A 26,135-nucleotide genomic window follows, 5' to 3' on the forward strand; every position below is an offset into this window, starting at 1 on the left:
CGATCTGGATGCTGTATGGCTGGAACGTCAGGCCCAGGCCGAACGGCTCGGGCGTTTCGACGACTTTGCGACTGAACGCCTCCCAGTCGAAATCGGGCCAGGCCGCCAGGTGCGCGTTGTAGTTGCCCACCGCGCCGTTCATCTTGCCGAGCAGCTTGACGGCGGCGATGCGCTCGCGCGCCGCGGCCAGCCGCGTGACGACGTTCGCGATCTCCTTGCCGACAGTCGTCGGGCTCGCCGTCTGCCCGTGGGTGCGGCTCAGCATCGCCACGTCGGCATAGGCGTGCGCCATCGCGCGCATGGTCTTCAGCAGCCCGTCGAGCGCCGGCAGGATGACCTGCTCGCGCGCGCCCTTGAGTTGCAGCGCGTGGCTGGTGTTGTTGATGTCCTCGCTGGTGCAGGCGAAGTGAACGAATTCGCTGGCGGCCTGCAGCTCCGGCCGGGCCTCGAACCGCGACTTGATCCAGTACTCCACGGCCTTGACGTCGTGGTTGGTGGTCTTCTCGATCTCCTTGATGGCCAGCGCGTCGGCCTCGGAGAAGTTCTTGACCAGGCCCAGCAGGTAGGTGCGGGCCCCGGGCGTGAGCGGCTTGAATTCGGCAAAGCCGGCGTCGCTCAGGGCAATGAACCAGCAGATCTCGACCTGCACCCGCTTGTGCATGTACCCCTGCTCGCTCATCAGCGGACGCAAGGGGGCGAGCCGCCCCGCGTACCGCCCGTCCAGCGGCGACAGCGCGGAAATCGTGGAAAGCGTCATGGCGCGGATTGTAGGCGCCGGGCTCCGGCCGGCGCTGCGCCGGCGCAGCCCCGGCGTCGGGCGGCGCGCCGGCGCGGACGCGCTCGGTAGAATGACCGGACCGCCAGAACTCGAACATTCACCAGAGAGCGCCCATGAAACTGATCGGATCCAACTCCAGCCCCTACGTGCGCAAGGTGCGCATCGTGATGGCGGAAAAGAAGCTGGACTACGAGTTCGTGCTGGAGGACGTGTGGGCGGCCGACACCAGCATCGCCCAGTCCAATCCGCTCGGCAAGGTGCCGTGCCTGGTAATGGAGGGCGGCGAAGCCCTGTTCGATTCGCGCGTCATCGTCGAGTACCTCGACACGCTCTCGCCGGTCGGCAAGCTGATTCCGGCGGTGGGCCGCGAGCGCGCCGAAGTCAAGACCTGGGAGGCGCTGGCGGACGGCGTGATGGATGCCGCCATCCTGGCGCGGCTGGAAGCCAACTGGCCCGGCCGCAAGGACGGCGAGCGCAGCCAGGGCTGGATCGAGCGGCAGATCGGCAAGGTGAACGCCAGCGTCAAGGCGATGAGCCAGGGCCTGGGCGAGAAGCCCTACTGCGCCGGCATCTACCTGAGCCTGGCCGACATCGCCGTCGGTTGCGCGCTCGGCTACCTGGACTTCCGCTTTCCGAACATCCAGTGGCGCAGCACCTATCCCAACCTGGCCAAGCTGCAGGACAAGCTGATGCAGCGCCAGAGCTTCGTCGAAACCAGCCCCGGCTGATCGCCCGCGGTGCTCCCGGCGGCCGCCGGGAGCCGCCCTCCCGCGGCGCCCGGCGCGAATAAAAATGCTGCGAAGCGCCCCGAAACGAAGGAGGGAGGGAGGGAGGAGGAGAAGAATCGCTCCAGGATTGCAACCGGGCCCGTGGCGCCGGAAGGCTTCGCAGCAAGAACCGAATTCATTGCCTGCCTGAGGCAGCAGGTCCCGGTGAGAGTGGCGTCGGCCCGGCGCGGTTCCGGTCACGGCCCCCGCAGCAGCGTAAATTTTTGTGACCCGCGGCGCGGGTCGGCGCCCGGAACCGGCAACTCCTCACATGCGGCGCCCCTGGCGCCCCCGGGAGCCAGGGCCGGCGCCGGGTCTTGCCCGGCCGCGTAGAATTGCGGGCCGCCGAGAAAGAGGACCCATGCTGTACCCCGAACTGTTCAAGCAACTCGAGTCCGTCCGCTGGGACATGGACAAGGACATTCCGTGGGCGGCGTTCGATCCAGCCAAGCTGTCCGACGAGCAGGCGCAGACCATCAAGATGAATGCCATCACCGAGTGGGCGGCGCTGCCGGCCACCGAGATGTTCCTGCGCGACAACCGCGACGACAGCGACTTCTCCGCCTTCATGTCGATCTGGTTCTTCGAGGAGCAGAAGCACTCGCTGGTGCTGATGGAGTACCTGCGCCGCTTCCGGCCCGATCTGGTGCCGACCGAGCAGGAGCTGCACGAGATCCGGTTCGAGTTCGAGCCGGCCCCGGCGCTGGAGACCCTGATGCTGCACTTCTGCGGCGAGGTCCGCCTGAACCACTGGTACCGCCGGGCCGCCGAGTGGCACACCGAGCCGGTGATCAAGCAGATCTACACCAAGCTGTCGCAGGACGAAGCGCGCCACGGCGGCGCCTACCTGCGCTACATGAAGCGCGCGATCAACAACTTCGGCAACGAGGCCCGGATCGCCTTCAGCAAGGTCGGCGTGCTGATGGCCAGCGCCCGGCGCACCGCCCAGGCGCTGCATCCGACCAACCTGCACGTGAACAAGACCCTGTTCCCGCGCGACACCATCCAGTCGCGGCTGCCCAATCCCGAGTGGCTGGAGCACTGGCTCGACAAGCAGATCGACTTCGACGCCGTCTGGGAAGGCAAGGTGGTGGACCGGATCCTGCACAACATGAGCCTGCTGCTGGAACGCAGCTTCAAGACCGTGCAGGAACTCAATCGCTACCGCAAGGAAGTCACGGCGAGCCTGGCGGCCGCCGCCGCGCCCGGGCCGTTGCCCGAGCCGGCGTGAATCCGGCCTTCCTCGACAAGATCGTGCCGCGCGCAGGCGCGGCGGCGCGGGTTCGGGCTTTGCCGCAGCCGGTGGTGTTCACGAACGGCGTGTTCGACGTGCTGCACCGCGGCCACGTGCTGTACCTGGCGCGCGCGCGCGAGCTCGGCGCCAGCCTGGTGGTGGCCCTGAACAGCGATGCATCGGCCAGGCGGCTCGGCAAGGGCCCGGACCGGCCGCTCAACAACGAGCAGGACCGCGCGGTGATGCTGGCCGCGCTCGAATGCGTGAGCCTGGTCACCTGGTTCGACGAGGACACGCCGCTGCAACTCGTCGACGAGTTGCGGCCGGCCGTGCTGGTCAAGGGCGGCGACTACGACATGCGCCAGTTGCCCGAGAGCGCGCTGGTGGAGAGCTACGGCGGCAAGGCGCTGGCCATCCCGTTCGTCGAAGGCTATTCGACCACCGCGCTGGTGCGGCGCATCCGGGGCAACGGCGGCTAAGGCTGCTCGCCGGCCGCCGCGCGCGGCGCGAGAAACCAGTCCAGGACGGTGGCGCACCACGCACCGGTCAGCGTGCCGGCCAGGTGCGCGGCGTACACCACGTTGAATCCCCAGCTCGGATCGAACGCCACCGGCTGGGCCCAGCCGCGCTCGGCCAGCAGCTTCAGCCCGATCGCGCCGAACAGCAGCGCCGCCAGCGGCCGCAACGCGGTGCGGCGCGCGATGTGCACGCCGAGCACGGCGGCGGCCGCGTGAATCGGCCCACCCAGCCCGCCATAGCTTCCGACCTCCGGCCACAGCAGCAGCGCCAGCGTCGTCAGCGGCCAGGCCAGCGCCAGCGCCAGCGCCGCCACCCGTCCGGCCCCGAGGGCGGCGCCGAGCACGGCCAAGGCCAGCAGCGCCAGCAGGTTGCCGGTGAGGCTGCCGGCCGAGGTGTGGACCCAGGCGGACGTCCACAGCGTCCACGGCGCCGCGAGCCAGCCGGCGGCGTCCCATGCGAGCGGCTGCGCCGCGAGGTCATGGAAGGGCGAGGCAAGGCCTTCGGTCCAGGCGACGATCGCCGCCCCGCCGCCCAGCACGGCACAGATCGCGAGCCAGACCCTCAAGCGCCGCTTCCCTTCTCGCCCGGTTCGGGCTCTTCCGGCGGCGGGCTGGCGCCATGGCGCCCGCGCAGGCGTGCCGCGGTGCGCCGGCTCCATTGCTCGAAGTCGTCCATGTAGGTGAAGACCACCGGCACCACCAGCAGGCTCAGGACCGTCGAAGTGATCAGGCCGCCGATCACCGCGATCGACATCGGGGAGCGGAAGCTCGGGTCGGCCGTGCCGAAGCCGATCGCGATCGGCAGCATGCCGGCGCCCATCGCGATCGTGGTCATGATGATCGGCCGCGCCCGCTTGTGGCAGGCATCGAGCAGGGCGGCAAAACGGCTCATGCCGTGGTCGCGGCGCGCGACGATGGCGTATTCGACCAGCAGGATCGAGTTCTTGGTGGCGATCCCCATCAGCATCACCAGGCCGATCAGCGACGGCATGGAAAAACTCTTCTGCGCCAGCAGCAGCGCCACGAACGCGCCGCCCAGGGCCAGCGGCAGGGCGGCCAGGATCGTGACCGGATGCAGGAAGTCCTTGAACAGCAGCACCAGCACGGCGTAGATGCACAGCACGCCGGTGAGCATGGCCAAGCCGAAGCTCGCGAACAGTTCGGCCATCACCTCGGCGTCGCCGACTTCCACCACTTTCACGCCGGCCGGCAGGTTGCGCACCGAGGGCAGCTGCTGCACCTGCTGCGCCACCTCGCCGAGCGGCAGGCCCGACAGCTCGATCTCGAAGTTGACGTTGCGCGAGCGGTCGTAGCGGTCGATCACCGCCGGTCCGCCGGTGAGCTCCAGGGTCGCCACCTGGCCCAGCATCACCGGTCCGCGCGCGCCCGGCACGGCCAGCCGTTCGAGCACCCGCAGGTCCTGGCGCGCATGTTCCTCGAGTTTCACCACGATCGGCACCTGCCGCTGCGAAAAATTGAGCTTGGCCAGCGCGGTGTCGTAGTCGCCGGCGGTGGCGATGCGCAGCGTGTCGGCGATCGCGGTGCTGGTGACGCCCAGGTCGGCCGCCTTGGCGAAGTCGGGTCGCACGGCGATCTCCGGGCGGATCAGGCTGGCGGTGGATGCCACGCTGCCCAGGCCGGGGATGGTGCGCAGGTCCTTCTCGACGGCCCGCGCCGCCGCGGCCAGCGCCTGCGGATCTTCGCCGGTCAGCACCAGGATGTACTTCTCGCCCGAGCCGCCCAGGCCGACCTTGCTGCGCACGCCGGGCAGCGCCTCCAGCGCCCGCCGGATGTCGTTCTCGATGCCCTGCTTGCGCGGCCGCTCGTCGCGCGGCGCCAGCAGCACCGTGAGCGTGGCCTGGCGCGCTTCGGCGGCGCCGGTGGCCGCCATCGGGTCGCCGCCGGCGGTGCCGCCCCCGATCGTGGTGTAGACGCTCCTGACGTGCTTGACGCCGGCGATCATGGCCCGCGCCTGCTCGGCGACGGCCCGGGTGTCCGCCAGCGTGGAGCCGGGCGCCAGCTCCAGGTACACCTGGGTCTGCGAGTTGTCGTCGGGCGGGATGAAACCGGTCGGCAGCAGCGGGATCAGCGCGACCGAGCCGAAGAAGAACAGCGTCGCCAGCACCATCGTCTTCACCCGGTGGCGCATGCACCAGTTGGCCCAGCGCATGTAGATGCGCAGCCAGCGCGGCTCGGCCGGCGTGCCATGGGCCGGCTTCAGGATGTACGCGGCCATCATCGGCGTCAGCACGCGCGCCACCACCAGCGAAGCGAACACCGCCAGCGCCGCCGTCCAGCCGAACTGCTTGAAGAATTTGCCGGCGATGCCGCTCATGAAGGCGGTGGGCAGGAACACGGCGATCAGCGTGAAGGTGGTGGCGATCACCGCCAGGCCGATCTCGTCGGCCGCTTCCATCGCCGCCTGGTACGGCGTCTTGCCCATGCGCAGGTGGCGCACGATGTTCTCGACCTCGACGATCGCATCGTCGACCAGGATCCCCACCACCAGCGACAGCGCCAGCAGCGTGACCACGTTGACGGAAAACCCCAGCAGGTACATCCCGAGGAAGGCCGGGATGGCCGACATCGGCAGCGCGACCGCGGAGACGAAGGTGGCGCGCCAGTCGCGCAGGAACAGCCACACCACCAGCACCGCCAGCGCCGCGCCTTCGTACAGCAGGTGCAGCGAGCCCTGGTATTCCTCGTGCACCGGCGTCACGAAATCGAAGGCCTGCACCAGCTCGATGTCGGGGCGCAGGCGCTTCAGCTCGTCCAGCGCCTGCTGCACGGCCGCGCCCACGGCCACCTCGCTTTCGCCGCGGCTGCGGGCGACCTCGAACCCGACCACCGGCTTGCCATCGAGCAGCGCCGCGGCGCGCGGCTCGGCGACGGTGTCGCTGACGGTGGCGACCTGGTCGAGCCGGATGCGGCGGCCGTCCGACAGCGGCAGTTCGAGCGCCGCCAGCTGGCCGGCCGTCTGCACCGTCGCCAGCGTGCGCACCGGCTGCTCGCTGCCGCCGATGTCGGTGCGGCCGCCGGCGCTTTCGGTCTGCATCTGCCGCAACTGCCGGGAAATGTCGGCCGCCGTCGACCCCAGCGCCTGCAGCCGCTGCGGGTCGAGCGCGACCCGGACCTCGCGGTCGACGCCGCCGACGCGCTTGACGGCGCCGACCCCGCGCACCGCCAGCAGGCGCCGGGTGATGTCGTTGTCGACGAACCAGGACAGCGCCTCCTCGTCCATGCGCGGCGAGGCGATGGTGAACGCCAGCACCGGCTGCCCCGCCAGGTCGATCTTGGTGATCACCGGGTCGCGCAGGTCGGCCGGCAGGTCGCTGCGCACGGCCGCCACGGCGGAACGCACGTCGTCCACCGATTCCTGCACCGGTTTTTCCAGGCGGAATTCGGCGGTGATGGTGACCACCCCGTCCTGCACCTTGGTGTAGATGTGCTTGAGGCCCTGCACCGTCGCGATGGCGTTCTCGATCTTGCGCGCGACTTCGGTTTCGAGCTGCGCCGGCGCGGCGCCGGGCAGGGCGGCGGTCACCCGGACGCTGGGCAGGTCGATGTCCGGGAAGTTCTGCACCTTCATGGCGCGGAACGACAGCAGGCCGGCGAACGTCAGCAGCGCGAACAGCAGCACCGCCGGGATCGGGTTGCGGATCGACCAGGAAGAGACGTTGAGCATCGCGGCTCCGCTAGCGCGCGGCCGCGGCCGCGCCCGCCGCCGGCAGCGCCGCGGGCGGCTCGACCACCCGCACCAGGTCGCCGTCGTTGAGGAATCCGGCGCCGGTGGCGACCACGCGCTGGTCGGCCGCCAGGCCCTGCAGGATCTCGAGCCGGTCGCCGACGATGCGCCCGGTCTGCACCTTCAGCTGGCGCACCCGGTTGTCGGCGCCGACGGCGTAGACGTAGCTGAAACCGTCGCGCACCACCGCCGCGGGCTGGGGCACGGTCAGGGCGGGCGAGGCGCCGAGGTCGAATTCGCCGCGGGCGAACATGCCGGCGCGGGCGGTGGCCGCCATCCCGGGCAGCGGCGTGAGGTCGACGTACACCAGCGCGGACCGGGTCAGCGGATCGACCGTGGGGCCGATCATGCGCACCCGTCCGGCCAGCCGCGCGCCGCTGGCGGCGGTGACCTGCGCGGTGGTGCCGGTGGTGATCCGGCCCAGTTCCGACGAAGTGACTTCGGCCCGCCACTCCAGCCGCCCCTGGCGGATCAGGCGGAACAGCTCGGTGCCGGCGCCGACCACCGCGCCGACGGTGGCCAGGCGGGCGGAGATGATGCCGCTGTCGGGCGCATGGACGCTGGTGTGGCGCAGCCGGCTCTGCTGCGCCTCCAGCTGCGCCCGCACGGCGTCGACGCGAGCCCGCGCCGTCTGCTCGCCGGTCAGGTACTGGTTGATCTGGGACGCGCTCAGGGCCCCGGTGCCTTGCAGCGTGCGGGCACGCTCGGCGTTGGCGGCGGCTTCGGCCGCGCCGGCCTGGGCCTCGGCCAGCGCGGCGCGCGCCTGCGCCACGTCGGCCTGCAGCGTGTCGGCGCTCAGGGTCGCCAGCAGCTGGCCCTTGCGCACCCGGTCGCCCACGTTGGCGTGCACCTGCGTCAGCCGCAGTCCCGCGGCTTCGGCGCCGATGCTGGCTTCCTGCCAGGCCATGATGTTGCCGTTGGCCGGCAGTGCCAGCGGCAGGTTGGTCCGCTGCGGCAGGGCGGTGGTCACCGTCAGCGCCGGCCGGACCGTGGCGGCCGGCGGCTCCGGGCGGCGGGCCGAGAAATACCAGGCCAGCAGGCCGATCGCCAGCAGCACCAGCAGGCCGATCACCAGCGGCCTGGGCTGCACTTTCAAACGCGGCATCGCCATCACGATCCTTTCGCGGTCAGCGCGGGCGCGGGGGCGGTCCAGCCGCCACCGGCGGCGCGATAGAGCGCGATCCAGGCCGCCAGTCGCTCCTGCTGCAAGGTGACCAGGGTGGTTTCGGCGGCCAGCGCCGTGCGGCGCGACTCCTCCAGCTCCAGCAGGCTCGCCAGCCCGCTGCCGTAGCGCGCCTGCACGGCCGCGAGCGAGGCGGCGTAGCCCTCGGCCGCGACGCGCGCATCCTCGCCGCGGGCGCGGGCGCTCTCCAGTTGCAGCAGCGCCTCCTCGACTTCGCGCACGGCCTGGCGCACCCGCGCCCGGTACTGGTTCGCCGCGTCGGCATAGCGGGCCTGGGCCGCTTCGGCGTTGGCGGCCCGGCGGCCGCCGTCGAACAGCGGCAGCGTGAGCGCCAGCGGGCCGATCGACCAGGTCTGCAGGTCGGCCGAGACGCCGCCGGCGCGGACGCGGCCGGCGGCGATCGAGCCGCTGAGCGTCAGGCGCGGATAGCGCTGCGCCTGTGCGCTGCCGACCTCGGCGCTGGCCGCGGCGACCTCGCGCTCGGCGCGGTACACGTCCGGCCGCTGGGCGAGCAGTTGCGCGGGCAGCGCCGGCACCGCCGGCAGCGCCTGCGGCGGCGGCTCGCGCCAGCCGCCGGCCAGCCGCTGGCGCAGCCCCGGCTCCGCCAGCCCGGTCAGCGCGACCAGGCCTTTGACTTCGAGCTCGCACTGGGCCCGTTGCTGGGTCAGTCGGCGCCCCGCATCGGCCGCGCTGGCCCGCGCCAGCGCGGCGTCGCCGGGCGCCGTGAAACCGGCCCGCGCGCTCAGTTCGGCCAGCCGCGCCGTTTCGCGGCGCGACTGGGCATCGCGTTCGGCCACGCCATGCTGGCGCTCGCAGCTGCGCAAGGCGAGGTAGCCGTTGGCCGTTTCCGCGGCGACCGCGACCCGGGCCTCGTGCCATCCGGCCTGCGCGCCCTCGAGGCGCGCCTGCGCCGCCCGCTCGGCGTCGCGGTTGGCGCCGAACAGGTCGATCTCCCAGGCGGTTTGCACCCCGGCCTGCACCGTGCTGGCGAGCGGCGCCGGGGGCTGGTTGTTGCCGCGGCTGGCGGCCGCGCTTGCGTCCAGGGCCGGCAGCAGCGCGGCGCCGGCGGCGACCCGGGCGGCCCGCGCCTGCTCGATCCGGGCCTGCGCCGCCGACAGCGTGGGGCTGGCGGCTTGCGCCGCCTCGATCAGTTCGGTGAGCAGCGGATCGCCGAGCCGCTGCCACCAGTCGCGCAGCGCCGCGGCGCTGCCGCCGTGCGGCAGGGGCGCCTGCCACTGGGCCGCCGGCTCCGGCGGCAGCGCCGCCGGCGGGCGCGGCGCGGCGCAGCCGGCCAGCAGGCAGGCGGCGGTGACGGCGAGCAGGACGAAGGCTTTCATGGATGGTTCGCAGGTGGTGCGGCGCCGGCCCGTGCCGGGCGCATGGCGGGCGGGGCCGGCAGCGGCCGCCCGCAAGCCTACCATCGCGCCTGCGCGGCTGTGCCGCCGCGGCCGGCGCTCAGGAGAAGACGGCCGACCAGAGCGCGAGAACGGCGTCGCGCGGCGCCCGCATGTCCTGCGGCGGCAGCTGGGTCGGCTCCTCGTTCAGGCGCGCCCGGTGCTGCACGCGGCGCAGCTCGCGGTAGGCGTCCGCGGCCGCGCGCCCGACGCCGGCCGGCAGCAGCCCGGCTTCCTCGGCGCGCACCAGCAGGGCGATGTTGCCGACGTTGGGAATCAGCTCCCGGTGCACGCCCGACTGCGACAGCACCAGGAACTGCACCGCGAACTCCGCGTCCACCATGCCGCCCGGGCTGTGCTTGACGTCGAAACGATCGGCCTTCACCGGATGCGCCATCCGCACCTTCTCGCGCATCGCGATGATCTCGGCGCGCAGCGCGGCGACGTCGCGCGGCGCGGCGATCACGGCCTCGCGCACCCGGTCGAAGCGCTCGCGCAGGCTCGGGTGCGGCGCCTCGCCGGCGGCGGCGCCGTCCACGGGAGAAGCCATGTCGCCCTCGCCCAGCACGAACCGGGCCCGCGTCATCGCCTGGTGTTCCCAGGTCCAGGCGGTGTTGCTGCCGCGGCGCTGCTGGTAGTTGGCGTAGGCCTCGAAGGTCGTGATCAGCAGGCCGGAGCTGCCGTTGGGCCGCAGCGCCGTGTCGATCTCGTACAGGTCGCCCTCGGCGGTCTTGGTCGACAGCCACGTGATCAGCTTGCGCACGAAGGCGGCGTAGGCTTCGGGGGCGCGCTCGTCGTCGTCCTCGTAGACGAACACGATGTCGAGGTCGCTGCCGTAGCCAAGCTCCTTGCCGCCCAGCTTGCCGTAGCCGATGATCGCGAACCGCGGCGTCGCGCGGTGCCGCTGCTTGAGCCGCTGCCAGCACCAGCGCACCGTCACCCGCAGCACGGCGTCGGCCAGCGCGCTCAATTCGTCGGCGACCTGCTCCACGGTCAATTGCCCCTCGACGTCGCGCGCCAGCGTGCGGAACACTTCCGCATGGTGCGCGCGGCGCAGCAGGTTGAGCAGTTCCTCGTCGTCGTCCTCGCCGGTGTTCTGCAGCGAGCGGCGCCGATGTTCCAGTTCGGTCTCGAAGTCGCGCGCGCCGAAGCGCTCGGCGAACAGCTGGTCGCTGGCCAGCTCGTCGATCACGCCGGGATGCTGCATCAGGTAGCGGGCCGGCCAGCGGGCGGCGCCCAGCAGCCGCAGCAGCCGCTCGTGCACGCCGGGGCGCTCCAGCAGCAGCGCCAGATAGCTCTCGCGGCGCAGCAGCGGGTCGATCCAGTCGGCCATGCGCAGCACCGCCGTCTCGCTGACCTGCCCCTGCTCCAGCCACTGCGCGGTGCGGGCCAGCAGGCGCGCGAGCCGGGTCCGGGCCTCCTCGCGCAGCGCCATCACGCGCGGCTGGCGCTGCCACTGGGCCACGCGTTCCTTCAGCTGTTGCGGCAACTGCTCCTGCAACTGCTCCAGGTCGGGCGCGCGCGCCGGCTCCTTGCCGTTGTTGCAGCCCTTGCACTCCTGCGCGCCGCCCAGCAGCCGGTCGAACTCCTGCGCCACCAGTTCGCGATGGCGATCGAGTTCGTGCAGGAACGGGCAGCAGTCGGCATAGCCCATGGTCCTGGCGATCCAGGTCAGGTCGCCGTCGTCCTGCGGGTTGCAGCACATCGGCAGCACGTGCGTCTGCTGGTCGTCCAGGTACTGGATGCGGTGCTCGACGCGGCGCAGGAACTCGTAGGCCTCGGCCAGCGCCTGGGCGGTGTTCGGCGCCATCAGGCCGGCCGCCGCGACGCGCGGCAGGGCCTGCAGCGTCGGCCGCGTGCGCAGCTCGGGGAACTGGCCGCCGCGCACCACCTGCAGCAGCTGCACGGTGAACTCGATCTCGCGGATGCCGCCGCGCGACAGCTTGACGTCGTTGGCGCGCTCCGGCCGGCCGGCGCTGCGACGGGCGGCGTGTTCGCGGATCTGGCGGTGCAGCCCGCGCAGCGACTCGAACACGGCGTAGTCCAGGTAGCGGCGGAACACGAACGGCAGCACCGGTCCGCGCAGCGCCTGGGCCGAGCCGCGCTCGACGCAGGCGCGCGGCGCGACGACCCGGCTCTTGAGCCAGGCAAAGCGCTCCCACTCGCGGCCCTGCACCTGGAAGTAGTCTTCGAGCGCGTCCAACGACACCGCCGGCGGGCCCGAGTTGCCGTTGGGACGCAGCATCAGGTCGACCCGGAACACGAAGCCGTGCTCGGTGGGAACGCCGATCAGGCCGTAGACGATCTTGACGGCCTGCGTGAAATATTCGTGGTTCGACAGCCGCCCGCGCCCGGCCTCCAGGCCGGCCGTCTCGCCGTCCTGGTCGTACACGTACACCAGGTCGATGTCGCTCGACACATTGAGCTCGCGCGCGCCGAGCTTGCCCATCCCGATGACCCAGAGTTCGGCGCGCCGGCCCTCGGCGCCGAGCGGCGCCCCGTGCTTGGCATCGAGCTCGTCGAAGGCCTGGCGGCAGGCGACGTCGAGCGCGAATTCCGCCAGCCCGGTCATGGCGCGGGTGATCGCCGCGAGCGGCGCCGCCTGGTCGCAGTCGAGCGTCAGCAGCCGTTCGACGACCAGCTGGCGCAGGATGCGCAAGGCAGTGCCGGCGTCGTGGCCGGCCGCCCGCAGCGCGTCGTAGACCTGCGCCATCTCAAAGGGGCCGGGGGTGCCGGCGGGCAGCAGCGCCAGCTCGCCGGCATAGCGGCGGCGGATGCGCGTGGCAAAGCGCGAATGCGCGGACAGCGGCGGTTCGCCGGCGGGCACGCGCGGTGACATTTCGGTGCCCTCAGGCGGTGAACCCGAGCCAGGCTCGAAGGTCATAATTCCTGCCACATCGAAGTTTCCATGTACGACTCGCCGACTCCGTCACGTCCGCTGAAGGCCCTTGCCGCTGTCGCGAAATGGTCGCTGTGGCTGCTCCTCGGGGCATGGCTGGTGCTGGTGCTGGCCTGGGGAGCGCTGCATGGCTGGATTGTGCCGCGTATCGGCGAGCTGCGTCCGCAGCTGGAACTCGAAGCCGGGCGGGTGCTGGGGGTACCCGTTCGCATCGGCAGCATCGCCGCGCGCACCGAGGGCCTGGTGCCGTCCTTCGAGCTCGAAAACGTCGTGCTGCTCGACCCGCAGGGCCGGCCCGCGCTGCGCCTGCCGCGGGTGCTGGCCGCGCTCTCGCCGCGTTCGCTGTGGAACCTCGGCTTCGAACAGCTGCTGATCGAACGGCCCGAGCTGGACATCCGGCGCGCGGCCGACGGCCGGCTGTTCGTCGCCGGCCTGGACTTCTCGCGCGGCCACGACGACGGCCGCGCCGCCGACTGGTTCTTCCGCCAGACCGAATTCGTGATCCGGGAAGGCATCGTGCGCTGGACCGACGAGCGGCGCGGCGCGCCGCCGCTGGCCCTGGCGGGCGTCGACTTCGTGATGCGCAACTCGGCGCGCCGCCACGCGCTGCGGATCGACGCGACGCCGCCGGCCGAATGGGGCGAGCGCTTCACGCTGCGCGGCATCTTCCGGCAGCCGCTGCTGTCGGTGCATGCCGGCCGCTGGCAGGAGTGGGACGGCCAGCTGCACGGCGACTTCGCGCGGGTCGACGTGTCGCAGCTGCGGCGCTACGCCGATTTCGGGGTCGAGGTCGCGGCCGGCCACGGCTCGGTGCGCGCCTGGGCCGACGTGGACCACGGCCAGCTCGCCGGCGGGGTGGCCGACGTGGTGCTGGCCGACGTCAACAGCCGGCTGGCGCCGCAGCTGGCGCCGCTGGCGCTGCAGTACGTCGCCGGCCGGATCGGCGGCAAGCGGTTGGCCGGCGGCTTCGAGTTGCAGACCGAGGGCCTGCAGTTCGAGACGCTGGAGGGCCAGCGCTGGCCCGGCGGCAACCTGTTCGTGCGCTGGACCCAGGCCGAGGGCCGCCAGCCCGCGCGCGGCGAGCTGCGCGCCGACCGGCTGGACCTGCTGGCCCTGAGCCAGATCGCGGCGCGCCTGCCGCTCGGGGATGCGACCCACGCCGCGCTCGCCGCCTATGCGCCGCGCGGCGTGGTGGAGACCATCCAGGCGAGCTGGCAGGGGCCGCTCGACGACCTGCAGCAGTACGCCGCCAAGGGCCGCGCCGCGGGGCTCGAGATCGCGGCCCGTCCGGCGGCGGCGCCGCCCGGCGCGCCGCCGCGCGCCGGCACGCCGGGGGTGCGGGGCGCTTCGCTCGACTTCGACCTCACCCAGTCCGGCGGCAAGGGCAAGCTGGGCATCCGCAAGGGGGCGGTGGAAGTGCCGGGCGTGTTCGAAGACCCGCTGGTGGCGATCGACGAACTGGCCGCGGAGCTGCAGTGGAAGATCAATGGACAGGCCATCGACGCCGCCGTGACCAATCTCAGGTTCGCCAATGCCGATGCCCAGGGCGAAGGGCGCGCCACTTGGCGCACCGCGGAGCCGGCCGCGGGCCGCTTCCCCGGCGTGCTGGACCTGCAGGCCAGCCTCAGCCGCGCCAACGGCGCGCGGGTGCACCGCTATCTGCCGCTGGGCGTGCCCAAGACGGCGCGCGACTACGTGCGCGAGGCGGTGGTGCAGGGCACCGCCACCGGAGCGAAGTTCCGGGTCAAGGGCAACCTGCGCGACTTCCCGTTCGCCGATCCGAAGCTCGGCGAGTTCAAGGTCACCGCCGACGTGCGCGACGTCACGTATGCCTACGTGCCGCGCAGCGTCAACCGCAACGGGGCGCTGCCCTGGCCGGCCTTCACCCAGTTGAGCGGCGAGCTGGTGTTCGAAGGCAACGGGCTGCAGGTCAAGGGCGCGAGCGGCCGCATCGCCGGGGCGCCCGCCCTGCAGTTCAAGGCCGACGCCCGCATCCCGGACCTGCGCACCACCACCGTGAGCGTGACCGGCGACATCCGCGGCCCGCTGACCCAGGCGCTGGGGGTGGTGACGACGTCGCCGATCGCCAGCTTCACCTCGCACGCGCTGGACCGCGCCACCGCCACCGGCAATGCCGAGGTCAAGCTCAACCTGGTGCTGCCGATCGCGAAGATCGAGCAGTCCAAGGTGCAGGGCAGCGTCACCCTGGCCGCCAACGACCTGCAGATCACGCCCGACAGCCCCGTGCTGGCGCGCGCCCGCGGGGTCGTCACTTTCAGCGAAACCGGGTTTGCGCTTGCCGGCGCGCAGGCCCGGGCGCTCGGCGGCGAGGTGCGGCTGGAGGGCGGCAGCCGCGGCCAGCCCGGCGTCGCGCTGCCGGCCAACGCCGATGCCACGATCCTGCTGCGCGCGCAGGGCACGGCGAGCGCCGACGGCCTGCGCCTGGCCAAGGAGCTGGGATTCGTGTCGCGCCTGGCGCGCGACGCCAGCGGCGCCGCCGCCTACCAGCTGCTGCTGGCGTTCCGCCGCGGCGTTCCGGAGATCACGCTGACGAGCAACCTGCAGGGGCTGGCGCTGAACCTGCCGCCGCCCCTGAACAAGGCGGCCGATGCCGCGCTGCCGCTGCGCTACGAGAACGTGCTGGTGCGCGACGGCGCGGCGGCGCCCAAGGCCGACCAGATCGCCGTGGAGGTGGGCCGTCTGGCGTCGATCGTGTACGTGCGCGACCTGTCCGCCGGCGAGCCGCGCGTGGTCCGCGGCGCGATCGGGGTCGGACTCGCCGCCGGCGAGGCGGCGCCGCTCGGCGAGCAGGGCGTGGCGGCCAACATCAACTTCGCGACGCTCAACCTCGATGCCTGGCAGGGGGTGCTGAGCCGCGCCGCCGGCGATGGCGCCGCCGCTTCGCCGGCCCGGCCGGCCGCGGCCGGCGCCGCGCCCGCCGCCGGCTACCTGCCGACGACCATGGCGGTGCGGGCCCGCGAATTGACGATGGCCGGCCGCACGCTGCACGACGTGGTGGTCGGCGGCTCGCGCGACGGCCAGCTCTGGCGCGCCAACGTCGACGCGCGCGAACTGAACGGCTTCGTCGAATACCGCCAGCCTTCCGGCGCCGGGGCGGGCCGGCTGTACGCGCGGCTGGCGCGGCTGGCCGTCGCCGCGGCCGCCGCGTCGGAGGTGGAGAGCCTGCTGGACCAGCAGCCGGAAACCCTGCCGGCGCTGGACATCGTGGTCGACGACTTCGAGCTCAAGGGCAAGAAGCTGGGCCATCTCGAGATCGACGCGGTCAACCGCGGCCCGGGCGTGGTCGCCCGCGAAGGCGGGGTGCGCGAGTGGCGCCTGAACAAGCTGCGGATCGCCGTGCCCGAGGCCGAGTTCAGCGCCACCGGCAACTGGGCCGCGTTGAACGCCCAGGCCGCGGCGCCGGGCGGCCCGCGTCCGGCGCGCCCTGCCGGCGAGCGGCGGCGCACGGTGATGAACTTCAAGCTCGAGATCGCCGACGCCGGGCAGCTGCTGGCCCGCTTCGGCATGAAGGACATCGTGCGGCGCGGGCGCGGCCGCATGGACGGGCAGGTGGCCTGGCTCGGCTCGCCGCTGTCGCTCGACTACCCGTCGCTCAACGGCGGCTTCTTCATCAACGTCGAGTCCGGGCAGTTCCTCAAGGCCGATCCCGGGCTGGCCAAGCTGCTGGGCGTGCTGAGCCTGCAGTCGCTGCCGCGGCGGCTCGCGCTCGACTTCCGCGACGTCTTCACCGAGGGCTTCGCCTTCGATTTCGTGCGCGGCGACATCACCATCGAGCAAGGCATAGCGGCCACCAACAATCTGCAGATGAAGGGCGTGAACGCGGCCGTGCTGATGGAGGGGCGGGCCGACATCGCCCGCGAGACCCAGGACATCAAGGTCGTGGTGGTGCCCGAAATCAACGCCGGCACGGCCTCGCTGGTGGCGACAATGATCAATCCGGCGATCGGCCTCGGCAGCTTCCTGGCCCAGCTCTTTCTGCGGCAGCCGCTGATCCGGGCGGCCACCCAGGAATTCCATGTCGACGGCACCTGGGCCGATCCGCGGGTGACGCGCGTCGGGCGCGGGGCCGCGGCGCCGGAGGCGGGCGGGGCGGCGCGGGGCCGCAGCGAGGCGGCGCGCGAATCCGGCGCCGGAAGGACGAATTGAGATGAAAGCAGCGGCGATCCAGATGGTGTCGGGGCAGTCGGTGGCGGCGAACCTCGAGGCCGCGGGCAGCCTCGTTCGCGAGGCCGCGGCGGCCGGCGCCGAACTGGTCGTGCTGCCGGAGTACTTCTGCCTGATGGGACGTCGCGACACCGACAAGCTGGCGGTGCGCGAGCCGGACGGCCGCGGCGCGATCCAGGATTTCCTGGCCGGCACGGCGCGCGACTGCGGCGTGTGGCTGGTGGGCGGCACGCTGCCGCTGGCGGCCGCCGACGAAGCCCACGTGCGCAATACCTCGCTGGTGTTCTCGCCCGCCGGCGAGCGCGTCGCGCGCTATGACAAGGTCCATCTGTTCACGTTCGAGCACGGCCGCGAGCGCTACGACGAATCGCGGGTGATCGAAGCCGGCCGTGAGCCGGTGGCGGTCACCGTGCGCGACCGCGCCGGGCGCGACTGGCGCATCGGGCTGTCGGTCTGCTACGACCTGCGTTTTCCGGAGCTGTATCGGAGGCTCGATGCCGACGTGTTGCTGGTGCCGAGCGCCTTCACCTGGGTCACCGGGCAAGCGCACTGGGAGCTGCTGCTGCGGGCCCGGGCCGTGGAGAACCTCGCGTACGTGGTCGCGCCGGCCCAGGGCGGCGCCCACGAGAACGGCCGCCGCACCTGGGGCCACAGCATGGTGGTGGACCCCTGGGGCCAGCTGCTCGCGCAGCGCGAGGAAGGGCCGGGGGTGGTGCTTGCCGACCTCGATCCGGCGCGGCTGGAAGGCGTGCGGGCCCAGCTGCCGGCCCTGGAGCACCGCGTCCTATGAGCGAGCTGGCCAGCGGCGCCGCCGCCGTCCGCCGCGGACCGCCGCTGATGCGTTGGTCGCTGTGGGCGCTGCTGTTCGCGCTGGTGGCGGCGCTGCTGGTCACCCTGGTGTGGCTGGCCGGCCGCTACGAGGCGAGCCAGGTCCAGAACAAGCTGGAACGCGACACCGGCGATGCGCTCAGCGACATCCGCTCCGCACTCAACCGCAACGTGCAGCTGCTGCAGGCGCTGCAGTCCACCAACAGCGACCGCCGCGCCTGGGCCCGCGAAGCGGCGGGGCTGCTGCTCGAACACCCGGAGTGGGTGCGGATCGAATGGCGCGACAGCGCGCTGATGACGGTGGCCGCCACCGACTCGCCGTTTCGCGCCTCGCCGTTCGAGCGCATGGGACGGGCCAGTTCGCATGCCGACGTGGCGCTGGCCTGCGCCAACGCGCGCCGCGTCAGCGGCCCCGCCTACTCGGGCAGCTATTTCCTGCCGCAGCTGGACGGCATGGGCATCGAGGTGATGGAGCTGTGCCTGCCGCACATGACCGCCGGCCAGCTGACCGGCTACGTCATCGCGACCTATTCGCTGAGCGACGTGCTGGCGACGCTGGTCGGGCCCCAGCTGATGCGCAGCCAGGAAGTCTCGTTCACCGAGGCCGACGGCACCCGGCTCGCGCTGCACGGGGTCGCGCGGCGCGGCCGCCGCGTATTCACCGCGCAGCAGCTGCTGGACCTGCCGGGCAACACGATCGTGCTGCGGATGGACAGCTGGCGCGGCGCGCCCGACCTGTTCCCCAACGTGCTGACGGCGCTGGTCACGGCGATGTCGATCGCGCTGGTCGCGGTGCTGGTGATGCTGGGCAAGGACATGCGGCGGCGCTTTCGCGCCGAGCAGGACCTGGCCGACGCGCTGGCGTTCCGCAAGGCGATGGAGGACTCGCTGGTGACCGGCCTGCGGGCCCGCGACCTGCAGGGCCGCATCACCTACGTCAACCCGGCGTTCTGCGAGATGGTGGGGTTCGCGCCGGACGAGCTGCTCGGGCACTCCAATCCGGCGCCGTACTGGCCGCCGGAACTGGTCGACGAATACAGCAAGCGGCAGGAGATCCGCCTGGCCGGCCAGCTGACGCCGCCGCGCGAAGGCTACGAGTCGGTGTTCATGCGCAAGGACGGTTCGCGCTTTCCGGTGCTGATCATCGAGGCGCCGCTGATCAATGCGCACGGCGTGCAGACCGGCTGGATGAGCGCGTTCCTGGACATCAGCGAGCAGCGCCGGATCGAGGAGCTCTCGCGGGCCAGCCAGGAGCGCCTGCAGGCGACGGCGCGGCTGGCGACGGTGGGGGAGATGGCGTCCCTGCTCAGCCACGAACTGAACCAGCCGCTGGCCGCCATCTCGAGCTATGCCAGCGGCTCGATCAACCTGCTGAAGATGCACGCGGCGAGCGCAGCCGGCTCGCCGGCGGTCGCCGACATCGAAGTGGCGATGCGGCGCATTGCCGAGCAGGCCGAGCGGGCCGGCAAGGTGATCAAGAGCGTGCACGACTTCGTGCGCCGCAGCGACAAGGAGCGCGAACCGGTGGCGCCGCGGGACCTGCTGGACGCGGTCATGCCGCTGGTCAGCCTGCAGGCCCGCAAGCTCGGCGTGCGCGTGCACGTGCACATGAAGCCGGGACTGGCGCCGGTGCTGTGCGACCGCACGATGGTCGAGCAGGTGCTGCTCAATCTGGCCCGCAACGCGATGCAGGCGATGGACGAAGCCGGGGTGCTGGCGCCATCGCTGGTGTTCGAGGTGCGCAAGGCCGGCGTCGGCGTCAGCGCCGGTCCGGCCACCATCGACTGGCTCGAATTCGCGGTGATCGACGTCGGCCCCGGCATCGCTGCCGAAGTGCAGGCCCGGCTGTTCACGCCGTTCTTCACCACCAAGAGCGAAGGCATGGGACTGGGCCTGAGCCTGTGCCGGACCGTGGTCGAACAGCACGGCGGGTTTCTCGCCTACGAGCCGAACCGTCCGCGCGGTACCATCTTCCGGTTCACCCTGCCCCAGGCGCCGGGGCTGGCGGCGCTGCCGCCGCCTGCCGCTGCCGTTGTGAATTGATGCAGCCCGCCTCGAACGCCACCGTATTCATCGTCGACGACGACGCCAGCGTGCGCGAGGCCCTGGCGTGGCTGCTGCGCTCGCGCCATCTGCTGGGCGAGGGCTACGAAGGCGCCGAGGAGTTCGATGCCATGCTGGAAGCCGGCTGGGCGCCGACCCAGCCGTGCTGCCTGCTGCTGGACGTGCGCATGCCCGGCATGAGCGGCCTGGCGCTGTTCGACAAGCTGGTCGAACGCGGCCTGGTGGAGGTCATGCCGGTCATCTTCCTCAGCGGACACGCCGACGTGCCCACCGCGGTGACCATGGTCAAGCGCGGCGCCTTCGATTTTTGCGAGAAGCCGTTTTCGGACAACGCCCTGGTGGACCGGGTGGAGCAGGCGATCCGGCGCTCGCAGGAGGTGCTGCAGGCGCGCCAGGAGCGGCAGCGGCTGCAGGCGCGCCTGACCGAACTGACCGACCGCGAGCGCGACGTGATGCGGCTGGTGGTCGAGGGCCTTCCCAACAAGCTGATCGCGGACCAGCTCGACATCAGCGTGCGGACGGTGGAAGTGCACCGGGCGCGGGTGTTCGACAAGATGGAAGTGAAGTCCGCGGTCGAGCTCGCCAACATGCTGCGGCGGCTCTGATGACTCAGCGCCCGGGTTCGTCCCGGTTCGGCGGCTCGCCCTTCTTGCGGCCGGCGAACATGGTCCACCAGACGATCAACAACAGCAGTCCGAGGGCGAGCAGCGCCTCGGCGAGGATCAGCAGCATGAACGGTTTCCTTGGAGCAGCGCGCGGATGGTTGCCGCTCGCGCTGATTGTAGGAACGATCGCGGGCTGCAGCAGCGTGCCCCTGCCGCCGGCGTCGCCGCCCGCAGCTGCCGTCGTCGTTCCCGAGGCGCCGGCGGCGCCCGCCGCACCGGCCCTGACCCAGGGCCGCAGCCGCTGGGTGCCGGTGGCCTGGTCGGAGCTGCCCGGTTTCGCCGAGGACCAGCTGCACGAGGCGTGGAACGCCTGGACCCGCAGCTGCGAGCGGCCGCCCGCGGCGTTCGCGCCGCTGTGCCCGCAGGTGCGCCGGCTCATGCTCGGTTCGGCCCAGGAGCAGCGGGAGTGGATGATGCAGCGGCTGCAGCCGTACCGCGTCGAGCCGCTGCAAGGCGCGTCCGAGGGCCTGCTGACCGGCTATTACGAGCCGGAGCTGGTCGCCAGCCGGCTGCCGACGGCCAGCCACCGGGTGCCGCTGTACCGGCCGCCGGCGACGCTGGCCAGCCGCCGGCCCTGGTACACGCGGCAGGAGATCGACACCCTGCCCGAGGCACTGGCGGCGCTGCGCGGGCGCGAGATCGGCTACCTCGAGGACCCGGTCGATGCGCTGGTGCTGCAGATCCAGGGCTCGGGCCGGGTCCGGATCAGCGAGCCGGACGGCTCGCAGCGGCTGGTGCGGCTGGCCTTCGCCGGCAGCAACGAGCAGCCGTACCGCAGCGTCGGCGGCTGGCTGCTGCAGCAAGGCGCGCTGCGCGACGCCTCGTGGCCCGGCATCCGGGCCTGGGTGGCGCAGAACCCGCAGCGGGTCCAGGAAATGCTCTGGAGCAATCCGCGCACCGTGTTCTTCCGGGAGGAACCGCTGTCGGCGCTGGACGCGGCGTTCGGGCCGCGCGGTGCGCAGGGCGTGCCGCTCACCCCGGGCCGCTCGATCGCGGTGGACCGCGAGAGCATCCCCTACGGCACGCCGGTCTGGCTCGCCTCGACCGGACCGCTGGTCGAGTTGCAGCGGCTGGTGCTGGCGCAGGACACCGGCAGCGCCATCGTCGGGGCGGTGCGGGCGGACTATTTCACGGGCTGGGGCCAGGCCGCCGGCGAGCTGGCCGGCCGGCTCAAGCAGCCGCTGCGGCTGTGGGCGCTGTGGCCGAAGTGAATCGCCCCACGGCGGGCCGCGCCAGCCGCACAATCCGCGCATGACAAGAAGCGCCAGCCACGCCCCCACTTCCCGTACGCTGCCCGGTGCGCTCGCCGCCGCAGCGCTGCTCGCCGCCTGCGCCACCGCGCCCCTGCCGCCGGCCTCGCCCGGCGCGCCGGGTCCGGCGACCGGCGCCGCACCCGAGGCGGCAGCCCCGCCGCAGCGCTTCCGCTGCGACCAGGGCATCGAGTTCACCGCCCGGTACGGGCCGGACTCGGTGGCCATCGAGGCCGGCGCGCGCGGCCGCGAGGTGCTGCTGCGCGATGCCGGCGGCGTCACACCGCAGCAGACGGTCTACAGCAACGACCGGCTGCGGGCCGAGTTCGGGCTCGGGGCGAGCGGCGCCGAAGCGATCCTGCGCTACGCCGAGCCGGCCCTGGTGGCCCATTGCACGCGGCAGTAGACGCGCCTTTTGAACCTTCGTTGCAATGCCGCTGGCGCGACAACCCCGCGGCAGACTTCCCGTGCCCGCGGGCATACACTGTGCAGCCACCCTGACGCCCAACGGCCGCCGCGGCCCGGCGCGCGGTCCCGCACGGCGCACGATCTGGAGACAAGCAATCGATGAACGCTCCATTGCCTGAACACATCCGCAAGGCCCTCGAGACGGTCACGCTGGACGACAAATACTCGCTGGACTACGGCCGCGCCTTCATGAGCGGCGTGCAGGCGCTGGTGAAGCTGCCGATGCTGCAGCGCCAGCGCGACGCCCGCGCCGGCAAGAACACGGCCGGCTTCATCAGCGGCTACCGCGGCTCGCCGCTCGGCGGCTACGACCAGGCCCTGTGGAAGGCGGACCCCTATCTGAAGGCGCAGAACATCGTGTTCCAGCCCGGGGTCAACGAGGAGCTGGCCGCCACGGCGCTGTGGGGCACGCAGCAACTGGGCTTCACCCCGCCGGCCACCCACAGGTTCGACGGCGTGTTCGGCATCTGGTACGGCAAGGGCCCCGGCGTCGACCGCTCGGGCGACGTCTTCAAGCACGCCAACCTCGCCGGCACGACGCCCTGGGGCGGCGTGATCGCCGTCGCCGGCGACGACCACGTGGCCAAGAGTTCGACCGCCGCCCACCAGAGCGACCACATCTTCAAGGCCTGCGGCCTGCCGGTGTTCTTTCCGGCCTCGGTGCAGGAAATCCTCGACCTCGGCATCCATGCGTTCGCCCTGAGCCGCTACGCCAGCGTGTGGGCCGGCATGAAGACGATCCAGGAGATCGTGGAGTCGGCGGCGACGGCCATGATCGATCCGGAGCGGGTGGAGATCCGCCTGCCGACCGATTTCGAGATGCCGCCCGGCGGCCTGCACATCCGCTGGCCGGACGCGCCGCTGGACCAGGAGGCGCGCCTGTTCGAGCACAAGTGGTACGCGGCGCTGGCGTACATCCGCGCCAACCGCCTGAACTACAACGTCATCGAGGGGCCGAACGACCGGTTCGGCATCATGGCCAGCGGCAAGGCCTACAACGACACGCGCCAGGCCCTGCTCGACCTGGGGCTGGACGATGCGACCTGCCGCCAGCTTGGCATCCGCCTGCACAAGGTCGGGGTGGTCTGGCCGCTGGAGGCCCAGGGCACGCACGACTTCGCCCGCGGCCTGCGCGAGATCCTGGTGGTGGAGGAAAAGCGCCAGATGATCGAGTACCAGGTCAAGGAGCAGCTGTACGACTGGCGCGACGACGCGCGCCCGAACGTCGTCGGCAAGTTCCGCGACGGCGCCGGCCATTCCGGCGGCGAGTGGTCGCTGGCCAATCCGGCCACCAACACGCTGTTGCGGGCGAACGCCGAGCTGTCGCCGCCCCAGATCGCGCGCGCGATCGCCGAGCGGCTGCGCAAGCTGGGCGTGGACGGCGACCTGCGCGCCCGCATGGACGCCCAGCTGGCGCTCCTCGAAGCGAAGGAACGCTCGATGCAGGTGCTGGAGGTGAAGTCGGACCGGATGCCGTGGTTCTGCTCCGGCTGCCCGCACAACACCTCCACCGTGGTGCCCGAGGGCTCGCGCGCCATGGCCGGCATCGGCTGCCACTTCATGGCCGTCTGGATGGACCGCGCCACCGTCGGCTTCACCCAGATGGGCGGGGAGGGCGTGCCCTGGGTCGGCCAGCAGCCGTTCTCGACCGAGCAGCACGTGTTCGCCAACATCGGCGACGGCACGTACTTCCACAGCGGCCTGCTGGCGATCCGCCAGTCGGTGGCCGCCGGCGTGAACATCACCTACAAGATCCTCTACAACGACGCCGTCGCCATGACCGGCGGCCAGCAGGTGGGCGAGCGGCCCGAGGGCCACTCGGTGCTGCAGATCGCGCAGAGCCTGATCGCCGAGGGCGTCAACCGCCTGCTGGTGGTGACCGACCAGCCCGAGAAGTACGCCGATGCCAGGCTGCCGCCCGGCGTCGAGGTGCGGCACCGCGACGAGCTCGATCGCACCCAGCGCGAACTGCGCGAGGTCAAGGGCTGCACCGCGATCATCTACGACCAGACCTGCGCCACCGAGAAGCGGCGCCGCCGCAAGCGCGGCACCATGGTCGATCCGGCGCTGCGGGTGGTCATCAACGACCTCGTGTGCGAAGGCTGCGGCGATTGCAGCGCCAAGAGCAACTGCCTGTCGGTGGAGCCGCTGGAGACCGAATTCGGCCGCAAGCGCGCGATCAACCAGAGCACCTGCAACAAGGACACCAGCTGCCTGAAGGGCTTTTGCCCCAGCTTCGTCACCGTCGAAGGCGGCCAGCTGAAGAAGAAGGCCAAGGGCAAGGTGCTGTCGCCGGCCGAACTCGGACCGGTGCCGGAGCCGGCCCTGCCGGCCATCGACGGCGCCTACGGCATCGTGGTGGCGGGCGTGGGCGGCACCGGGGTCATCACCATCGGCCAGCTGCTCGGGATGGCCGGGCACATCGAAGGCAAGGGCATCGTCACCCAGGACTCGGCCGGGCTGGCGCAAAAGGGCGGCGCGACCTGGAGCCACGTCCTGATCGGCGAACGGCAGGACGACATCCGCACCACCCGCGTCAGCATGGCCGCGGCCGATCTCATCATCGGCTGCGACCCGATCGTCACCGCCGGCAAGGAAACCGTGCTGCGCATGCGCGAAGGCCGCACCCGCGTCGCGCTCAACTCCCACAGCACGCCCACCGCCGCCTTCGTCAAGGACGGCAGCTGGCGCAATCCGGCGCAGGCCTGCGCGGCGGAGATCGGCAAGGCCATCGGGCCGGCGGCGGTCCGCTCGTTCAACACCGACCAGGCGGCGACCAGGCTGATGGGCGACAGCATCTACACCAACCCGATGCTGCTCGGCTATGCCTGGCAGCAGGGGCTGATCCCGTTGGGCCGCGAATCGATCCTGCGCGCCATCGAGTTGAACGGCGTGGCGGTGGAGAACAACAAGACCGCATTCGAGTGGGGCCGGCAGGCGGCCCACGATCCGGCCGCCGTCGAGGCGCTGCTGACGCCGGCGCAGGTGATCGAACTGCGCCAGCGCGAAACGCTGGACGGCATCGTCGCGCGCCGGGTCGAGTTCCTCACCGCCTACCAGAACGCCGGCTATGCCGGCAGCTACCGCGACTTCGTCGAGCGGGTGCGCGCGGCGGAGGCGCCGCTCGGGCGCACCAGCCTCAGCGAGGCGGTGGCGCGCGGGCTGTTCAAGCTGATGGCGTACAAGGACGAATACGAGGTGGCGCGGCTGCACGCGGCCAGCGGCTTCCACGAGAAGATCGCCGCCATGTTCGAGGGCGAGTACCAGGTCCACTACCACCTGGCGCCGCCGCTGATCGCCAAGCGCAACGAAAAGGGCGAGCTGCAGAAGAGGAAGTACGGCCCGGCGATGCTCGGCGCGTTCCGGGTGCTGGCCCGCCTGAAGGGGCTGCGCGGCACGCCGCTGGACATCTTCGGCCGCACCGAGGAGCGCCGCACCGAGCGGGCGCTGATCGGCGAGTACCGCGCCAGCATCGAGCAGGTGCTGGCGGGCCTGAACGCCGGCAACCATGCGCTGGCGACCGAGATCGCCCGCATTCCGGAGCAGATCAAGGGCTTCGGCCACGTCAAGGCGCGCCACCTGGCCGCCGCGCGCGGGCAGTGGGCCCAGCTGATGCGCCAGTGGCCGCAGCCGGAGGCCGCCCGGCAGGCGGCCTGAGCCGCGCACCGGCGGCCGGCCCGGGGACGGCCGCCGGGTGCCGGGACATACAATCACCTGTTTGCCGCCGCGCGCCGCGCCGGCGGCTCGCCCGTGCCGATTCCGACCCCTCTTTGTGGAGCTGCCAACCGTGTTCATTTCTACCGCCTATGCCCAAACCGCCGGAGGCGACATGCAGTCTTCCCTGATGAGCATGCTGCCCCTGGTGCTCATGTTCGTGGTGCTGTACTTCGTCATGATCCGGCCGCAGATGAAGCGGCAGAAGGAGCACCGGTCGATGATCGACGCGCTGGCCAAGGGCGACGAGGTCGCGACCGCCGGCGGCCTGCTGGGCAAGGTCACCAGGATCGGTGACGTCTACCTGGGCATCGAGATCGCCAACGGCGTCGAGGTGCAGGTGCAGCGCACCGCCGTGGTCCAGGTGCTCCCCAAGGGCAGTATCAAGTAAGGCGGGAACGCGGGTGCCGCGCACCACGCGTCCCTTGCCAATTCCGGTGAGT

The 26,135-nt window shown here is 71.9% G+C and carries 18 protein-coding genes; 11 read left to right on the forward strand and 7 right to left on the reverse strand.

The features are described from left to right. Positions 1-757, reverse strand: a 757-nt coding sequence (locus VNT59_RS18430) for a lyase family protein (protein ID WP_325500813.1), incomplete at its 3' end; no start/stop codon positions are given. Positions 758-891: 134 nt separating this feature from the next. Between VNT59_RS18430 and VNT59_RS18435 the strand changes: the two genes are divergently transcribed. From VNT59_RS18435 to rfaE2, 3 genes are all read left to right on the forward strand, one after another. Then, positions 892-1,506, forward strand: a complete 615-nt coding sequence (locus VNT59_RS18435) for a glutathione S-transferase N-terminal domain-containing protein (RefSeq protein WP_325500815.1) — start codon at positions 892-894, stop codon at positions 1,504-1,506. Between the two features lie 400 nt (positions 1,507-1,906). Continuing rightward, positions 1,907-2,776 carry a ferritin-like domain-containing protein gene (locus tag VNT59_RS18440; RefSeq protein ID WP_325500817.1) on the forward strand — a complete coding sequence of 290 codons (870 nt, stop codon included), beginning with the start codon at positions 1,907-1,909 and terminating at the stop codon, positions 2,774-2,776. Then, positions 2,773-3,258 (forward strand): D-glycero-beta-D-manno-heptose 1-phosphate adenylyltransferase, encoded by a 486-nt coding sequence (gene rfaE2 / locus VNT59_RS18445; RefSeq protein ID WP_325500819.1) that lies wholly within the window; start codon positions 2,773-2,775, stop codon positions 3,256-3,258. Before VNT59_RS18440 ends, rfaE2 begins: the two co-directional genes overlap by 4 nt. On the opposite strand, the gene VNT59_RS18450 is transcribed toward rfaE2, so the two are convergent. From VNT59_RS18450 to glnE, 5 genes are all read right to left on the reverse strand, one after another. Further along, positions 3,255-3,863: a rhomboid family intramembrane serine protease gene (locus VNT59_RS18450; RefSeq protein WP_325500821.1), complete on the reverse strand. Its 609-nt coding sequence runs from the start codon at positions 3,861-3,863 to the stop codon at positions 3,255-3,257. The two genes, rfaE2 and VNT59_RS18450, sit on opposite strands and share 4 nt — an antisense overlap. Then, positions 3,860-6,982 (reverse strand): efflux RND transporter permease subunit, encoded by a 3,123-nt coding sequence (locus tag VNT59_RS18455; RefSeq protein WP_325500823.1) that lies wholly within the window; start codon positions 6,980-6,982, stop codon positions 3,860-3,862. Before VNT59_RS18455 ends, VNT59_RS18450 begins: the two co-directional genes overlap by 4 nt. A 10-nt stretch (positions 6,983-6,992) precedes the next feature. Next, positions 6,993-8,147 carry an efflux RND transporter periplasmic adaptor subunit gene (locus tag VNT59_RS18460; RefSeq protein WP_325500825.1) on the reverse strand — a complete coding sequence of 385 codons (1,155 nt, stop codon included), beginning with the start codon at positions 8,145-8,147 and terminating at the stop codon, positions 6,993-6,995. A 5-nt stretch (positions 8,148-8,152) separates the two neighbouring features. Further along, the gene (locus tag VNT59_RS18465) at positions 8,153-9,562 is read right to left on the reverse strand and encodes an efflux transporter outer membrane subunit (RefSeq protein ID WP_325500827.1); all 1,410 of its coding nucleotides are present in this window, start codon (positions 9,560-9,562) and stop codon (positions 8,153-8,155) included. Between the two features lie 118 nt (positions 9,563-9,680). Beyond that, positions 9,681-12,458 (reverse strand): bifunctional [glutamate--ammonia ligase]-adenylyl-L-tyrosine phosphorylase/[glutamate--ammonia-ligase] adenylyltransferase, encoded by a 2,778-nt coding sequence (gene glnE / locus VNT59_RS18470; RefSeq protein WP_325500829.1) that lies wholly within the window; start codon positions 12,456-12,458, stop codon positions 9,681-9,683. 69 nt (positions 12,459-12,527) lie between these two features. Between glnE and VNT59_RS18475 the strand changes: the two genes are divergently transcribed. From VNT59_RS18475 to VNT59_RS18490, 4 genes are read left to right on the forward strand one after another with little or no spacing between them, the layout of a single operon-like run. Beyond that, entirely contained in the window at positions 12,528-16,685 is a 4,158-nt protein-coding gene (locus VNT59_RS18475) for a YhdP family protein (RefSeq protein ID WP_325500831.1), read from the forward strand. A 1-nt stretch (position 16,686) separates the two neighbouring features. Beyond that, entirely contained in the window at positions 16,687-17,493 is an 807-nt protein-coding gene (locus tag VNT59_RS18480) for a carbon-nitrogen hydrolase family protein (protein WP_325500833.1), read from the forward strand. Beyond that, entirely contained in the window at positions 17,490-19,574 is a 2,085-nt protein-coding gene (locus tag VNT59_RS18485; protein ID WP_325500835.1) for a two-component system sensor histidine kinase NtrB, read from the forward strand. Before VNT59_RS18480 ends, VNT59_RS18485 begins: the two co-directional genes overlap by 4 nt. Further along, positions 19,574-20,200 (forward strand): response regulator transcription factor, encoded by a 627-nt coding sequence (locus VNT59_RS18490; protein ID WP_325500837.1) that lies wholly within the window; start codon positions 19,574-19,576, stop codon positions 20,198-20,200. Before VNT59_RS18485 ends, VNT59_RS18490 begins: the two co-directional genes overlap by 1 nt. 4 nt (positions 20,201-20,204) lie before the next feature. Here VNT59_RS18490 and VNT59_RS18495 read toward each other — a convergent pair whose 3' ends face one another. Then, on the reverse strand, positions 20,205-20,327 hold the full coding sequence (locus VNT59_RS18495; protein ID WP_325500839.1) for a hypothetical protein: 123 nt from the start codon (positions 20,325-20,327) through the stop codon (positions 20,205-20,207). On the opposite strand from VNT59_RS18495, the gene VNT59_RS18500 reads away from it, so the two are divergent. The 4 genes from VNT59_RS18500 (at position 20,326) to yajC (ending at position 26,083) form a co-directional block, all read left to right on the forward strand. Beyond that, positions 20,326-21,471, forward strand: a complete 1,146-nt coding sequence (locus VNT59_RS18500; RefSeq protein WP_325500841.1) for a murein transglycosylase A — start codon at positions 20,326-20,328, stop codon at positions 21,469-21,471. The genes VNT59_RS18495 and VNT59_RS18500 overlap by 2 nt on opposite strands. 40 nt (positions 21,472-21,511) lie before the next feature. Next, positions 21,512-21,916, forward strand: a complete 405-nt coding sequence (locus VNT59_RS18505) for a hypothetical protein (protein WP_325500843.1) — start codon at positions 21,512-21,514, stop codon at positions 21,914-21,916. 161 nt (positions 21,917-22,077) lie between these two features. Continuing rightward, entirely contained in the window at positions 22,078-25,635 is a 3,558-nt protein-coding gene (locus VNT59_RS18510) for an indolepyruvate ferredoxin oxidoreductase family protein (RefSeq protein ID WP_325500845.1), read from the forward strand. Between the two features lie 130 nt (positions 25,636-25,765). Then, positions 25,766-26,083 (forward strand): preprotein translocase subunit YajC, encoded by a 318-nt coding sequence (yajC, locus tag VNT59_RS18515; RefSeq protein WP_325500846.1) that lies wholly within the window; start codon positions 25,766-25,768, stop codon positions 26,081-26,083. The last annotated feature ends 52 nt before the right edge of the window (positions 26,084-26,135 follow it).

Origin of the sequence: Ramlibacter sp. (assembly GCF_035554825.1) — a bacterium.
In the GTDB taxonomy this organism is placed as follows: Bacteria; Pseudomonadota; Gammaproteobacteria; order Burkholderiales; family Burkholderiaceae_C; genus Ramlibacter.

What these genes read in the sequence shown, in the direction of transcription:
- VNT59_RS18475 (WP_325500831.1), top strand. Translation starts at nt 12,528, where the DNA reads ATGTACGACTCGCCGACTCCGTCACGTCCGCTGAAGGCCCTTGCCGCT.
- VNT59_RS18490 (WP_325500837.1), top strand. Translation starts at nt 19,574, where the DNA reads ATGCAGCCCGCCTCGAACGCCACCGTATTCATCGTCGACGACGACGCC.
- VNT59_RS18510 (WP_325500845.1), top strand. Translation starts at nt 22,078, where the DNA reads ATGAACGCTCCATTGCCTGAACACATCCGCAAGGCCCTCGAGACGGTC.
- VNT59_RS18460 (WP_325500825.1), bottom strand. Translation starts at nt 8,147, where the DNA reads ATGCCGCGTTTGAAAGTGCAGCCCAGGCCGCTGGTGATCGGCCTGCTG.
- VNT59_RS18505 (WP_325500843.1), top strand. Translation starts at nt 21,512, where the DNA reads ATGACAAGAAGCGCCAGCCACGCCCCCACTTCCCGTACGCTGCCCGGT.
- VNT59_RS18465 (WP_325500827.1), bottom strand. Translation starts at nt 9,562, where the DNA reads ATGAAAGCCTTCGTCCTGCTCGCCGTCACCGCCGCCTGCCTGCTGGCC.
- VNT59_RS18500 (WP_325500841.1), top strand. Translation starts at nt 20,326, where the DNA reads ATGAACGGTTTCCTTGGAGCAGCGCGCGGATGGTTGCCGCTCGCGCTG.
- VNT59_RS18455 (WP_325500823.1), bottom strand. Translation starts at nt 6,982, where the DNA reads ATGCTCAACGTCTCTTCCTGGTCGATCCGCAACCCGATCCCGGCGGTG.
- VNT59_RS18440 (WP_325500817.1), top strand. Translation starts at nt 1,907, where the DNA reads ATGCTGTACCCCGAACTGTTCAAGCAACTCGAGTCCGTCCGCTGGGAC.
- VNT59_RS18480 (WP_325500833.1), top strand. Translation starts at nt 16,687, where the DNA reads ATGAAAGCAGCGGCGATCCAGATGGTGTCGGGGCAGTCGGTGGCGGCG.
- VNT59_RS18495 (WP_325500839.1), bottom strand. Translation starts at nt 20,327, where the DNA reads ATGCTGCTGATCCTCGCCGAGGCGCTGCTCGCCCTCGGACTGCTGTTG.
- VNT59_RS18485 (WP_325500835.1), top strand. Translation starts at nt 17,490, where the DNA reads ATGAGCGAGCTGGCCAGCGGCGCCGCCGCCGTCCGCCGCGGACCGCCG.
- VNT59_RS18435 (WP_325500815.1), top strand. Translation starts at nt 892, where the DNA reads ATGAAACTGATCGGATCCAACTCCAGCCCCTACGTGCGCAAGGTGCGC.
- glnE (WP_325500829.1), bottom strand. Translation starts at nt 12,458, where the DNA reads ATGTCACCGCGCGTGCCCGCCGGCGAACCGCCGCTGTCCGCGCATTCG.